This window comes from Corynebacterium sp., from assembly GCF_012838985.1.
GTDB lineage: Bacteria > Actinomycetota > Actinomycetes > Mycobacteriales > Mycobacteriaceae > Corynebacterium.
In genome coordinates this window covers 1-13,136 of record NZ_DUOE01000043.1, presented here as the reverse complement: position 1 = coordinate 13,136, position 13,136 = coordinate 1, and the positions used below count along the sequence as shown (strand labels likewise).

Sequence of the window (13,136 nt, the reverse complement as noted above, 5' to 3'; positions counted from 1 at the left end):
GCGTCGCCCGTGACTTCCCCTCCGCCGCGGCCGCGCCGAGCCAGGCACGCAGGGCGGGGAGGGTGAAGGCGGCGAAGGTGGGCACCCGGGTGGCCAGGGCGAGCAGGTCCGAGCGGTAGCCGCGGACGGTGGCCTCGGAGCGGCCGCGCACCAGTCGGGCGTGCTCGGCGAAGTCCTCGACGGCCTCGGCCAGCTGGGACGGGTGGGTGCTCATGTGCTCAGAGTGTATCGGCCCTCCGCCAGATCGTGCCGTCGCGCGTGAGCAGACCCCGGCGCGCCAGGTCCAGGAGCAGGTGGACCGTCAGCGGCAAGGGCAGGCCGGCGGTCTCCGCGACCGTCTGCGTCTCGGTGCCGGCGGGGTCGACGGCGTCGTAGACGCGCAGCTCGTTGCGGGACAGCGCCTGGACCGGGGTGGCGGCGAAGGCCAGCTCGTACTGTTCGGCGACGTCGAGGGACCCGGCCGCGCCGAGGAGGGCACGGATGTCGTCGGAGCCCGTGACCAGCTGGGCGCGTCCCTCCTTGATGCGCTCGTGGCACCCCAGTGAGCCCGCCCCGGTGACGGGCCCCGGCACCGCCATGGTGACCCGCCCGAGCCCCTCCGCCCAGGACAGGGTGTTGAGTGCCCCGGAACGCCAGGCCGCCTCCACGATGACGGTGCCGGCGGTCAGCGCCGCGACCAGCCGGTTGCGGGTGAGGAAGCGGTGCCGCTGCGGTGGAGTGCCCGGCGGGTATTCACTGATCCAGGTGCCCTGCCCGGCGATGCTCTCCAGCAGGGTCGCGTTGCGGGCGGGGTAGGAGCGGTCGATGCCGCAGGCGGCCACCACGACGGTGAGTCCCCCGGCGGCCAGGGCCGCCTCGTGGGCGGCGGTGTCGATGCCCAGGGCCCCGCCCGAGACGACCGTCCACTGGTGGCTCGCCAGGCCGGTGGCGATCTGCCGGGTGGCCTCGATTCCGTAGCGGGTGGCGGCGCGGGTGCCCACCACCCCGACCGACTGCGCCACCGTCTGCCCCAGCGGCTGCCCCTTCACCCACAGTGCATGCGGTGGGACGGCGTCGGCCTGGTAGCTGCGCAGATGGTCGCTGCGGCCGGTGGCGGCGAAACCGAAGGCGAGGTCGAACTCGGCGTGCGGCCACTCCGGGGAGTCCGGGGCGATGAGGCGGGCACCCACCACGGCGGCCGCGGCGAGGTCCTCCTCGGCGCGGTCCCAGGTGTGGCGCGCCTCGGTCTGCCCGGCCAGGTCACCGAGCCAGGAGGCGCGTGTGCGGATGCCGTGGGCGATCTCCTCGGCGTCACGTCCGGCGTGGAGGAGCTGCTGCAGCGGGCGGGACGGTCCCTCGACGACGCGGTTGAGGTAGGCCCAGGCGAGGCGGCTCATGCGTCCTCCCGTAGTTCCATGGCGCGGGCCACGTGGTCGAGGTCCGGCTGCACCGCACCCTCCAGGTCGGCCAGCGTCCACGCCACCTTGAGGGAACGGTCGACGCCCCGCTGGGTGATCTCGCCGTTGGCCAGGGAGTTGCCGAGCATCGCCATACCCGCCTCATCCGCCGGATGCTCACGCCGTAGACAGTGCGGATCCATCGCGGCGTTGACGGTGCCGAAGCGCCACTGGGCCCGGTCACGGGCCGCCGCCACCCGGGCGGCGATGACGGCCGAGGACTCCTCCTCCCCCGCCAGCACCCCGGCCGCGGAGGTGCGGGCGGTGATGTCCAGGCGGTCCCGCAACGGTCCCGAGAGATTCCGCAGGTAGCCGGCCCGCTCGTGGGAGCGGCAGCGGCACCGCGCCGGATCCTCCGTCGCGCACCGGCAGGGGTTGGCAGCGAGGATGAGCTGGAAACGCGCGGGGAACACCACCTCCCGGCGCGCACGCAGGAGCCGCACGCGACCGTCCTCCAGCGGGGTGCGCAGCCCGTCGAGGATGGCGGCGGGCACCTCGGAAACCTCGTCGAGGAAGAGCACCCCGTGGTGTGCGAGACTCACCGCCCCCGGCCGCGCGGTCCCCGGTCCCCCGCCGAGCAGGGCCGCCCGGGTGATGGAATGGTGCGGATCGATGAACGGCGCCCGGGTGACGGCTGCCCCGTGCCCGGCCACCGAGTGCACCGCCGTGGCCTCCAGCGACTGCGCGGGCGTGAGCGGCGGGAGGATCCCCGGCAGGCGGGCCGCGATCATCGACTTCCCCGACCCCGGTGGCCCAATGAGCAGCATGTGGTGCCCGCCCGCGGCGGCCACCTCCGCCGCCCGGCGCGCCTCCCGTTGCCCGGCGAGGTCGGCGAAGTCCGGCAGGTTCCGCTTCTCGACGTCCACCTCACCCCGCGCCACCGGCAGGTCACCGTCCCCGGTGGCCCATGCCCAGGCGTCGGTGAGGGAGTCGGCGGTGAGCACGGTCAGCCCCTCCACGAGGGTGGCCTCGGCGGCGTTTCCCGGTGGGATGAGTGCGTGGGTGCAGCCGTGGGCACGAGCCGCGAGCAGTGCCGGCAGAACACCGGGGACGGGGCGGACGGTGCCGTCGAGCCCCAGCTCACCGACCACCACCGCATCCCGCAGCCGGGGTGCCGGGACACCCGCCGCCAGCACCGCCAGGGCGGTCGGCAGGTCGAAGTGCGAACCAGACTTCCGCAGCGAGGCCGGCGACATGGAGACGACGATCTTCGTCTTCGGCCACGGCAGCCGGGAGTTGGCCACGGCGGTGCGGATACGGTCGCGGGACTCACTCACCGCGGTGTCCCCCAGCCCGACGAGGTGGATGCCCGGCAGCCCGGGGCCGATGTTGGCCTCCACGGTGACGATCCGGGCGGTCACGCCCTCCAGGGCGATGGTCAACGACCTACCGAGCGCCATGCTCGACCCCCTCGTAGAACTCCACGTCGAAGCCGTGTCCGGTGGTGGTGAGCACGAGGACGTCGAAACGCACCGCGACGTACCCGCGTCCCTCCAGCCAACGGGTGGCCGCGCGCCGGATGCGGGCCAGCTTCCGGCCGGTGACCGCCTCCGCTCCCCCGAAACCCCGCCCGGAACGCGTCTTGACCTCGACGAACACGATCGTGCCGTCCGGTTCCCGGCAGACGAGGTCCAGCTCCCCGACCGGATAGGCGACGTTGCGGGCGAGGACCTCCGCGCCCCGGCGCCGGTAGAACTGGGCGGCCTCGGACTCCCCCAGCCGGCCCAGTCGTGAACGTCTTCTCTGCATGGTGCTCATGTGTCTCCCCCTGATGTGACGATGTGGTCGTCCTCAGGGTGACGCGGATGAGGGGAAAAGGCGAGCGTCGGAAAGCACGGAGCCCCGGATCTGTGGATAACAGGGAGTTATCCACAGCCGGGGCCGGGGTGCACTTGACTATTCAGGCAGGATGAGGTCCGGCTTGTCCAGCTCCTCGATGTTGACGTCCTTGTACGTGATGACACGGACGTACCGCACGAAACGGGCGGAACGGTACATGTCCCACACCCAGGCGTCCGACATGCGGACCTCGTAGTAGACGTCGCGGCCGTCGGTGTGCGGGATGAGCTCCACCGCATTGGCCAGGTAGAAGCGCCGCTCCGTCTCCACGACGTAGGAGAACTGGCTGACCACGTCCCGGTACTCGCGGTACAGGGAGAGCTCAACCTCTGCCTCGTAGTTGTCGAGTTCCTCAGCGCTCACTGTCTTCTGCCTCCTGCATGTTCAGCCACTCGTCGTGGGCCTTGACGACGTTGGCGTAAGTGTATCGGTGCTCCGGCGTCGCGCCGTGCTGGCGCACCGCAGCCATGTGCACCTTCGTGGAGTAGCCCTTGTGCGACGCGAAACCGTAGCCCGGGTAGGTCTCGTCGAGTTCCACCATGAGGCGGTCACGGGTCACCTTCGCCAGGACGCTGGCCGCGGAGATCGACCGCACCACCGCGTCCCCGCCGACGACGGGCAGGTGCGGGACATCGAGGCCGGGGATGTGCCAGGCGTCGGTGAGCACGTAGCCGGGGCGCACGTCGAGGGCCGCGACCGCGCGCCGCATGCCGGAGATGTTGGCGTGCTGGATGCCGCGGGCGTCGATGGCGGTCGCGGAGATGGTCACCACCGACCACGCCACGGCGGCCTCGATGATGAGCGGGTAGAGCTTCTCCCGCCAGGCGGGTGTCAGCTTCTTGGAGTCGGTGAGCCGCTCGAGGCCGGGGATCTCCCCCGGCGGTAGGATGCACGCGGCCACCGTGAGGGGCCCGCAGCAGGCGCCACGGCCCGCCTCGTCGACGCCGGCGACGGGGCCGAGGCCGCGGGCGTCGAGAAGCTCCTCCACTACTGGATCGCCGGGTCGGCGACACCGCCGATGCGGTTGAACGGGAAGATGATGAACTGCACCTTGCCGCGGATGTGGTCCTCCGGGATCGTGCCCTGGAACTCATCGCCGATGTGCGCGCGGGAGTCCGCGGAGTTGGTGCGGTTGTCGCCCATCATGAAGTAGCTGTCCTCCGGCACCGTCAGCGGACCGAAGTAGGGGCCACCGCAGGCGTCCGACCCCGTCGCCGGGTCAACCGGGTACGCCAGGGGCTGCAGCGTGTAGGACTGGTCGACCGGCTGCCCGTCGACCATCACCGCCGGATCACCCTCCTGGCAGGACACGGTCTGTCCACCGGTGGCGATGATGCGCTTGACCAGGTCATTCTCATCCGGGGCGACGAGCCCCACGTAGGAACCGAAGTTCTGCAGCGCGCGGACGACGTCATTCTGGGAACGCTGGGACACGAAACCCTGGTTCCACGACTCGGTGCCCTTGAACACGACGACGTCCCCCGGCTCCGGATCACCGAAGCGGTACGACACCTTGTCCACGAAGATGCGGTCACCCGTGCAGCCGGCACAGCCGTGCAGGGTGGGCTCCATCGACTGCGAGGGGATCATGTACACCCGACCGACGAAGGTCTGGAGCAGGAAGATCGCGAGCAGGGTCAGGGCGATGACCACCGGGATCTCGATGTACCACGGTGCGGGCTTCTTCTCAGATTCCCCGGTTGTCTTCTCCGAATCAGTCACGGGGACCGAGCTTAGCAGCAGGTGACGGGCCTACACTGGTACGACATGAAGTCCTCCGCGTTCCGCGCGCTGCTCGCCATGCTCGGCCACCACAAGGGAGCCCTCACCGCCGCGGTGGTGCTCTCCCTGGTCGGTTCGGCCCTCGGGCTGGCGCAGCCCATGGTGATCAACCAGCTCATCTCCACCGTCGGCGAGGGGCCGATCGCCCACCTCGCGTGGATCCTCGTGGTGCTGCTCGTGGTGTCCTCCGTGCTCGGCGCGCTGCAGTCCTACCTGCTCACCGTCACCGCGGAGACCGCGGTCAAGGCCACCCGCCACGACCTCATCGGCCGCCTGCTGCGCCTGCCGATCCCGGTGTATGACCGGCACCGCACCGGCGACCTGGTGACCCGCCTGGGTTCGGACACCACCATCATCCGCTCCGCCTTCACCGGCGGCCTCGTCAGTGCGATCGGCGGTCTGGCCACGATGATCGGTGCGATCGTCCTCATGGCACTTGTCGACGTCTTCATGCTCGCCCTCGTCCTGGCCGTCGTCGCGGTGACGCTGGTGGCGGTCATCGGTTCCTCCACTCTCATCCAGCGCTACACCAAGCGCGCGCAGAAGGCGGTCGGTGATCTCGGTGCCGGCATGGACCGCGCCCTGGTGGCGGTGCGCACCATCCGCGCCTCCGGAGCCCAGGACAAGGTGGAGGCCGACCTGCGTGCCGACGCCGACCACGCCTGGCTCCAGGGTGTCCGCATCGCCCGCGTCGCGGCCCTCATCTTCCCCGCCGCAGGCCTGGCGATGCAGGGCTCCTTCCTGCTCGTCCTCGGCATCGGCGGTGCCCGCGTCGCCGCCGGCACCATCACCGTCGCCGACCTGGTCACCTTCGTGCTCTACCTCTTCATGGTGTCCATGCCGCTCGGTTCGATCTTCGGCGCGATCACCACGATCCGCCAGGCCATGGGAGCGATCGAACGCATCCAGCAGGTCATGGACGAGGAGCCGGAGTCCACCACCGGTGTGCCGGCGCGCCCCGCCCACTCCGTGCGTTTCGACGACGTCTCCTTCTCCTACTCCCCCGATTCGGAGGACTCGGAGCCGACCCCGGTCCTGGAGAACATCAGCGTGGAGATCCCCGCCGGCCGCAAGACCGCCATCGTCGGGCCCTCCGGTTCGGGTAAGTCCACCATGCTCGCCCTCATCGAGCGCTTCTACGACCCGGACTCCGGCCGCCTGTGGCTCGGCGACCAGGACATGGCGGAGCTGACCCGTGCCTCGGTCCGTGAGATCGTCGGCTACGTGGAACAGGAGGCCGCCGTCCTGGCCGGCACCGTCCGCGACAACCTGCGCCTCGCCACCCCGGACGCCACCGACGAGCAGTGCTGGTGGGCCCTCGACCAGGTCAACCTGCGTGAACGTATGGAGGAGGCCGAGGGACTGGACACCGAACTCGGCGACCGCGGCCTGACCCTCTCCGGCGGTCAGCGCCAGCGCCTGGCCCTCGCCCGCATGCTCCTCATGGATTCGCCCATCCTGCTGCTCGACGAACCCACCTCCGCCGTCGACTCCCAGAATGAGCAGCTCATCCTCGACGCCATCGACGCCTCCGCCGAGGACCGCACCCTCGTCGTCGTCGCCCACCGGCTGTCCACGGTCACCGACGCCGACCAGATCATCGTGCTCGACGACGGCCGCATCGCCGGGACAGGCACCCATGCGGTGCTCATGGAGACCAACCCCCTCTACCGGGACCTGGCCTCCCGCCAGCTGCTGGCCTAGAACCCGCCTGTCCCAAACGGTCGATTCTGTTTTTCCCACGGCTCCGCGACCTGGGGAAATGCATCACCGCCGACGACAGATTCGACAGGTTGAGACAGGGCTGCCCAGCCTCCACCCCGGAGACCAGGTTTCCCCCCCCAGACATGCGCAGACCCCGGGCCCTGTCTCTCGACCGGACTACCGGGGTCCACTTCTTCACCCTGGCCTTTATCCCTAACTGCCCGGTGAAGCTTGTCCGATTAATGTAACCCAGGACACACTCCGGTGTCAATAGGCGGACCGCTGGCAACCACCGCCAGGGTGTTCGACCTCCCACCCTCATGTCCAGCCGCCGACTTAAGCTCAGCCGCGTCAACCCGCATTCACGAAGAAGGGCTCCAGTGAAGAAGACCATTGTGTCGATCCTGACTGCCGGAGCACTGGTGCTCACCGGCTGCGCGACGGGCCCCTCCCCCGAAACCCCCTCTCCGGGATCCTCCGGGACTGTGGTCAATGGCCCGATCACGGGCGTTGTCGGCAAGCAGCACGGCACCGACTGTGCGGACGACGGGGAGTGCTCTGTATATTTCACCGTGGACCAGCTCCGTCTCATGGACACGTGCACGGACAGCATCACCGGGGACATTGTCGAAGGCCCCTTCATTGACCTGCATGCCACGGTCACAACAGCCGAGTCTCCGGTGACACCGGAATTCGACTCCGCCATGTGGACTCTCCTGACAGGCTGGTCCATCCTGGACGCGAGCGGAAACGACGTTCCCATTCAGATCGAGTCGGCTTGCCTCCCGGACACTGGCTGGCGAGGGACATGGGAGCAGGAGACATTCCCCGGGGACACCCGTCAAACCGAACAACGCTACCGAATCCCGACAGATGCCCAGACTCTCCGCCTGACCGACTCCTTCAATAAATCACGATGGGAGTTTGATCTGCCGGAGGTCCCGGTGGCGCAGGTGGAAAGCACCCCGAATCCCACACCGCCAACCCCGGCCCCCGTCTTCACCCCTGACCCCGTTCCTGCCCCGGTGCCGGCGCCAGAGCCGACCACAGAAGCGCCGGCCCCGGTCATCGGATTCACAGGGGCCCCCGGTGTTGACACCCCGCGGATCCTCGACAAGACGATCGCCTCCTGCGGCGACCCGATGATGTACGAGACCGGGACCACCTTTTTCACTGACGGGACCAGCGGGTGGACACAGGAATGCGCAAACCAGATGGGCTACTAGGACGCCCCAGACATGCGCAGACCCCGGGTCCCGCCTCTCGACCGGACTACCGGGGTCCACTTCTTCACCCTGGCCTTATCTCTAACTGCCCGGTGAAGCAATAACTAGACTGTAACCCACGCCACACCCATGAGTCAATAGCCTGCCAAAAGAAAATCCCCGCACCACGAGGATGCGGGGAGATTCAGTGGAAAACGCCAGGTGATTAGCGCTTCTCCTTGATGCGGGCTGCCTTGCCGCGCAGCTCGCGGAGGTAGTAGAGCTTCGCACGACGGACGTCACCGCGGCGGACGACCTCGATGGAGGCGATGTTCGGGGAGTGGACCGGGAAGGTACGCTCCACGCCGATACCGAAGGAGACCTTGCGGATGGTGAAGGTCTCGCGGATGCCGGAGCCCTGGCGGCGCAGGACGACACCCTTGAACAGCTGGGTACGCTCGGTGGAGCCCTCAATGACCTTGACGTGGACGTCGAGGGTGTCACCCGGGCGGAAGGCCGGGATGTCTTCGCGCAGCTGCGCGGAATCAACCTTGTCGAGAATGTTCATGCGACATGTTCCTTTTCAGTTCTGGACAGAGGACCCTGGCGGCTCTTCCCGGAATGGGACGCTCGACCGGTTCATGCCCGTTACATACAACCCGCACAGTCTCCCACACCCGCTGCTCTGCCGCAAAATTTCCGGGGTGGTAGGCTTCCTCCCGTCCCCACGGGCGCCCGAGGCATCGGGCTGAGATCGCGCTGATCAGACAATCAGGCCGCGCGAGCACCGTATGAACCTGTCTGGTTAGCACCAGCGTAGGAAGAGAGGCGTAGGCATGCAGCCGACCCATGACTCCGGCACGGAAATCCACCCCAAGCACCGATTCTCCCCGATCGAGAAGAACGGTCTGAGCGTCCCCGAGACGGAGATCCACCTGGACGACTCCCCTGACGGTCCGAATGAGCCGTTCCGTATCTACCGCACGCGGGGCCCGGAGTGTGACGTCACCGTCGGGCTGCCCGCGCTACGGGCGGAGTGGATCGCAGACCGCAGCGACGTCGAGAAGTATGAGGGGCGTCCCCGCAACCTGGCCGACGACGGAAAGACGGCGACCCGGCGCGGCGAGGCGTCGGCGGAGTGGAAGGGCGAGAAGCGTCCGCCGCTGCGCGCGAAGAAGGGCCGGCGGGTGACGCAGATGCACTACGCGCGGCAGGGCGTCATCACGAAGGAGATGGAGTTCGTCGCGCTGCGCGAGCACTGCGATCCGGAGTTCGTGCGTTCGGAGATCGCCCGTGGTCGTGCGATCCTGCCGAACAACATCAACCACCCGGAGTCCGAGCCGATGATCATCGGCCGGAAGTTCCTGACGAAGATCAACGCGAACATCGGCAACTCGGCCGTGACCTCGTCGATCCAGGAGGAGGTGGACAAGCTGCGCTGGGCGACCCGGTGGGGTGCGGACACGGTCATGGACCTGTCCACCGGCAACGACATCCACACCACGCGCGAGTGGATCCTGCGTAACTCCCCCGTCCCGATCGGCACCGTCCCCATCTACCAGGCACTGGAGAAGGTCAACGGTGTCGCCGAGGACCTCACCTGGGAGATCTTCCGCGACACGGTCATCGAACAGTGCGAGCAGGGTGTGGACTACATGACCGTCCACGCCGGCGTGCGCCTGCCGTTCATCCCGCTGACCACGGAGCGGGTGACGGGCATCGTGTCCCGTGGCGGCTCGATCATGGCGGGCTGGTGCCTGGCGCACCACAGGGAGTCCTTCCTGTACGAGAACTTCGACGAGCTGTGTGAGATCTTCGCGCAGTACGACGTCGCCTTCTCCCTCGGTGACGGCCTGCGCCCGGGTTCCCTCGCGGACGCCAACGACGACGCCCAGTTCGCCGAGCTCAAGACCATCGGTGAGCTGACCCGCCGCGCCTGGGAGTACGACGTCCAGGTCATGGTGGAGGGTCCGGGGCATGTGCCGCTCAACATGATCCAGGTGAACAACGAACTGGAGCAGGAGTGGGCCTCCGACGCCCCCTTCTACACCCTGGGTCCCCTGGTCACGGACATCGCGCCCGGCTACGACCACATCACCTCCGCCATCGGTGCGGCGCACATCGCCATGGGCGGTACCGCGATGCTCTGCTACGTCACCCCGAAGGAGCACCTGGGGCTGCCGAACCGCGATGACGTGAAGACCGGTGTCATCACCTACAAGCTGGCCGCGCACGCCGCGGACGTGGCGAAGGGCCATCCGGGGGCCCGCGACTGGGACGATGCGATGAGCAAGGCTCGTTTCGAGTTCCGCTGGCACGACCAGTTCGCCCTCTCCCTCGACCCGGAGACCGCGCAGGCCTACCATGATGAGACGCTGCCCGCGGAGCCGGCGAAGACGGCGCACTTCTGCTCGATGTGCGGCCCGAAGTTCTGCTCCATGCGTATCAGCCAGGACATCCGCGACACCTTCGGCGCGAAGCTGGGCATCCCGCAGGTCGGTGAGCCGGAGGCGGTCGAGGGGATGCGTACCATGTCAGAGGAGTTCCGCAGGCGCGGCTCCCACGTCTATCTCGAATCGGTGAACAATGCGACCCTCCCTTGACCTGCGCTGCTACCTCGTGACGGGTTCCGGTGACCCGGAGCACATCCTCGAGGTGGTGCGCAGGGCCGTCGACGGCGGCTGCGGCATCGTCCAGGTGCGCAGCAAGCCCATCGACGCGCTGGATCTGTACGAACTCACGGCGGCCGTCGCCCGCGAGGTCGGCGACCGTGCCACGGTGCTTGTCGACGACCGCGTCGACGTCGCCCTCGCCCTCATGCGTGAGGGGCTGCCCGTCCACGGCGTGCACGTCGGGCAGACCGACCTGCCGATTCCGGCGGTCCGTGAGCTGCTCGGCCCGGACGCCGTCGTGGGTCTGACCACGGGCACCCGGGAGCTGGTGGAGGCCGCCAATGAGTACGGCGACCTCATCGACTACGTCGGTGCCGGCCCCTACCGTCCGACCCCGACGAAGGACTCCGGCCGCGCGCCGCTGGGTGTGGAGGGCTACCGCGAGATCGTGGCGGTCTCGCAGGTGCCGGTCGTCGCCATCGGTGACGTGCGGGCAGGGGACGCCGCCGATCTGGCCGCGACCGGGGTCGCCGGTCTGGCTGTGGTCCGGGGGCTCATGGAGGCCGCGGACCCGCAGGAGTACGCGGCACGTCTCATCGCCGGCTTCGAGGAGGGTCAGAAGTGATCACTGTCGTCGGAGGCGGGCTCGTCGGCCTGGCCACCGCCCTGCGCCTGGCCGACCGCGGCCACGAGGTCACCCTGCAGGACCCGGCCCCGGCGTCGGGTGCCACCCACCATGCCGGCGGCATGCTCGCCCCGGTGGCGGAGGTGGTCTACCGGCAGGAGGCGCTGTTCCCCCTCATGCTGCGCTCGGCGGAGCTGTATCCGGGGCTGCTGGAGGTCGTCGGGAAGCACACGGACCTGCCCACCGGGCACCGCACCGAAGGCACCCTCGTCGTGGCGGCGGACCGTGCCGATGCGACGCATCTGGCGGAGCTGACCGACTACCAGGCGCAGCACTCCATGACCGCGGAGCGTCTGCCGCTGCGTCAGGCCCGTTCCCTGGAGCCTGCGCTCAGCCCGCAGCTGGCGGGTGCCGTGCACATCCCGGGCGACCACCAGGTCAACCCGCGGATGTTCGCGACGGCGCTGCTCGATGCGCTGGACAACCTCGGGGTGCGGATCGTGCGCGAGCACGCGACGGAGCTGCCCGCCGGGCGCGTCATCCTGGCCAACGGTCTCGGGGCCGCCGCCCTGTACCCGGGTCTGCAGCTGCGTCCCGTGTACGGCGACATCCTGCGTCTGGGGGTGCCGGAGCATCTGCAGCCGCTGCTCACGCGGGTGGTGCGGGGCTTCGTGGAGGACCGTCCCGTCTACCTCATCCCCCGCACGGACGGCACGCTGGCCATCGGCGCGACGAGCCGTGAAGATGACCGCCCCATCCCCCGCACCGGGGCCGTGCACGACCTGCTGCGCGACGCCACCCGCCTGGTGCCGGGCATCGAGGAGTGCGATTTCCTCGAGGCCACCACGGGGGCGCGCCCCGGCACGCCGGATGATCTTCCGTACCTTGGGAAGGTGAACGAGCACCTCATCGTCTCGACCGGCTACTTCCGCCACGGGATCCTGCTCACCGCGCTGGCCGCCGACGTGGCGGTCCACCTCGTGGAGGGCACCGACCCGGGCATCGATCTGGCGGCCTGCGATCCGCACCGTCACACCGCCCACCAGGAGTGATCATGAACCTCACCGTCAACAACGAGTCCGTGTCCACCACCGCCACCACCCTGCTCGGGCTGCTCGAGGAGACCCTCGGCCAGCTGCCGGGCGCCGGGGTCGCCGTCGCCGTCGACGGTGACGTCGTGCCGCGTTCCGGGTGGGACCGCCCCCTCGTGGAGGGCCAGACCATCGACATTCTCACCGCAGTCCAGGGAGGCTGACACATGCTCACCATCGCCGACCGCACCTTCGATTCCCACCTCATCATGGGCACCGGCGGCGCGACGTCCATGTCCATGCTCGAGGATTCGCTCGTGGCCTCCGGGACGGAACTGACCACCGTGGCGATGCGTCGTCACGCGGCGAAGGCCGACCAGGGCGAGTCCGTCTTCGACATGCTCCAGCGCCTGGACATCGCCCCGCTGCCGAACACCGCGGGCTGCCGCACCGCCCGCGACGCCGTCATCACCGCGAAGCTGGCCCGGGAGGCGCTGGGCACGAACTGGGTGAAGGTCGAGGTCATCGCCGACGAGCACACCCTGCTCCCCGACGTCGTCGAGCTCATCGACGCCTGCGAACTCCTCGTCGCCGAGGGTTTCGTCGTGCTGGCCTACACCTCCGATGACCCGGTCGTGGCCAAGCGTCTCGAGGACGTCGGCTGCGCGGCGGTCATGCCGCTGGGCTCGCCGATCGGCACGGGCCTGGGCATCCTCAACCCGCACAACATCGAGCTCATCTGCTCGCGCGCCACGGTGCCCGTGCTTCTCGACGCCGGCGTCGGCACCGCCTCCGACGCCGCCCTCGCCATGGAGCTGGGCTGCGACGGTGTGCTGCTGGCCTCCGCGGTCAACCGCTCCCAGGATCCGGTGGCGATGGCGCAGGCCATGAAGCACGCGGTC

General features: G+C 69.1%; 15 protein-coding genes and 1 riboswitch. Of the genes, 7 read left to right on the top strand and 8 right to left on the bottom strand.

Annotation, left to right across the window (positions count from 1 at the left end):
* The 7 genes from GXZ33_RS02300 to lepB all read right to left on the bottom strand — a co-directional run.
* Positions 1–214 (bottom strand): site-specific integrase (locus GXZ33_RS02300; protein WP_291339235.1); only part of this gene is annotated, 214 nt, incomplete at its 3' end.
* Between the two features lie 4 nt (positions 215–218).
* The gene (dprA, locus tag GXZ33_RS02295; protein ID WP_291339234.1) at positions 219–1,376 is read right to left on the bottom strand and encodes a DNA-processing protein DprA; all 1,158 of its coding nucleotides are present in this window, start codon (positions 1,374–1,376) and stop codon (positions 219–221) included.
* Complete coding sequence (locus GXZ33_RS02290; protein ID WP_291339233.1) at positions 1,373–2,836, bottom strand: YifB family Mg chelatase-like AAA ATPase; 1,464 nt, start codon at positions 2,834–2,836, stop codon at positions 1,373–1,375. Before GXZ33_RS02290 ends, dprA begins: the two co-directional genes overlap by 4 nt.
* Positions 2,823–3,194 carry a YraN family protein gene (locus tag GXZ33_RS02285; protein WP_291339232.1) on the bottom strand — a complete coding sequence of 124 codons (372 nt, stop codon included), beginning with the start codon at positions 3,192–3,194 and terminating at the stop codon, positions 2,823–2,825. Before GXZ33_RS02285 ends, GXZ33_RS02290 begins: the two co-directional genes overlap by 14 nt.
* A 138-nt stretch (positions 3,195–3,332) precedes the next feature.
* Entirely contained in the window at positions 3,333–3,638 is a 306-nt protein-coding gene (locus tag GXZ33_RS02280; RefSeq protein WP_040086107.1) for a DUF2469 domain-containing protein, read from the bottom strand.
* Positions 3,628–4,263, bottom strand: coding sequence for a ribonuclease HII (locus GXZ33_RS02275; protein WP_291339231.1), 636 nt, complete (start codon positions 4,261–4,263; stop codon positions 3,628–3,630). Before GXZ33_RS02275 ends, GXZ33_RS02280 begins: the two co-directional genes overlap by 11 nt.
* Positions 4,263–4,997 (bottom strand): signal peptidase I, encoded by a 735-nt coding sequence (lepB, locus tag GXZ33_RS02270; RefSeq protein ID WP_291339230.1) that lies wholly within the window; start codon positions 4,995–4,997, stop codon positions 4,263–4,265. The genes GXZ33_RS02275 and lepB overlap by 1 nt, the downstream gene beginning before the upstream one ends.
* A gap of 45 nt (positions 4,998–5,042) precedes the next feature.
* On the opposite strand from lepB, the gene GXZ33_RS02265 reads away from it, so the two are divergent.
* Positions 5,043–6,761 carry an ABC transporter ATP-binding protein gene (locus tag GXZ33_RS02265; protein ID WP_291339229.1) on the top strand — a complete coding sequence of 573 codons (1,719 nt, stop codon included), beginning with the start codon at positions 5,043–5,045 and terminating at the stop codon, positions 6,759–6,761.
* 380 nt (positions 6,762–7,141) lie between these two features.
* Positions 7,142–7,987 carry a hypothetical protein gene (locus GXZ33_RS02260; protein ID WP_291339228.1) on the top strand — a complete coding sequence of 282 codons (846 nt, stop codon included), beginning with the start codon at positions 7,142–7,144 and terminating at the stop codon, positions 7,985–7,987.
* A 205-nt stretch (positions 7,988–8,192) separates the two neighbouring features.
* Here the strand turns inward: GXZ33_RS02260 and rplS are convergent, their stop codons facing one another.
* Positions 8,193–8,534: a 50S ribosomal protein L19 gene (gene rplS, locus GXZ33_RS02255; RefSeq protein ID WP_291339227.1), complete on the bottom strand. Its 342-nt coding sequence runs from the start codon at positions 8,532–8,534 to the stop codon at positions 8,193–8,195.
* 149 nt (positions 8,535–8,683) lie between these two features.
* A riboswitch (TPP riboswitch) is annotated at positions 8,684–8,807 on the top strand.
* On the opposite strand from rplS, the gene thiC reads away from it, so the two are divergent.
* The 5 genes from thiC to GXZ33_RS02230 all read left to right on the top strand — a co-directional run.
* On the top strand, positions 8,803–10,569 hold the full coding sequence (gene thiC / locus GXZ33_RS02250; RefSeq protein ID WP_291339226.1) for a phosphomethylpyrimidine synthase ThiC: 1,767 nt from the start codon (positions 8,803–8,805) through the stop codon (positions 10,567–10,569). (Overlaps the previous riboswitch by 5 nt.)
* Complete coding sequence (locus tag GXZ33_RS02245) at positions 10,553–11,203, top strand: thiamine phosphate synthase (RefSeq protein ID WP_291339225.1); 651 nt, start codon at positions 10,553–10,555, stop codon at positions 11,201–11,203. Before thiC ends, GXZ33_RS02245 begins: the two co-directional genes overlap by 17 nt.
* On the top strand, positions 11,203–12,255 hold the full coding sequence (gene thiO, locus GXZ33_RS02240) for a glycine oxidase ThiO (protein WP_291339236.1): 1,053 nt from the start codon (positions 11,203–11,205) through the stop codon (positions 12,253–12,255). Before GXZ33_RS02245 ends, thiO begins: the two co-directional genes overlap by 1 nt.
* 2 nt (positions 12,256–12,257) lie before the next feature.
* Positions 12,258–12,458 (top strand): sulfur carrier protein ThiS, encoded by a 201-nt coding sequence (gene thiS, locus GXZ33_RS02235; RefSeq protein ID WP_291339224.1) that lies wholly within the window; start codon positions 12,258–12,260, stop codon positions 12,456–12,458.
* 3 nt (positions 12,459–12,461) lie between these two features.
* Positions 12,462–13,136 (top strand): thiazole synthase (locus tag GXZ33_RS02230; protein WP_291339223.1); only part of this gene is annotated, 675 nt, incomplete at its 3' end.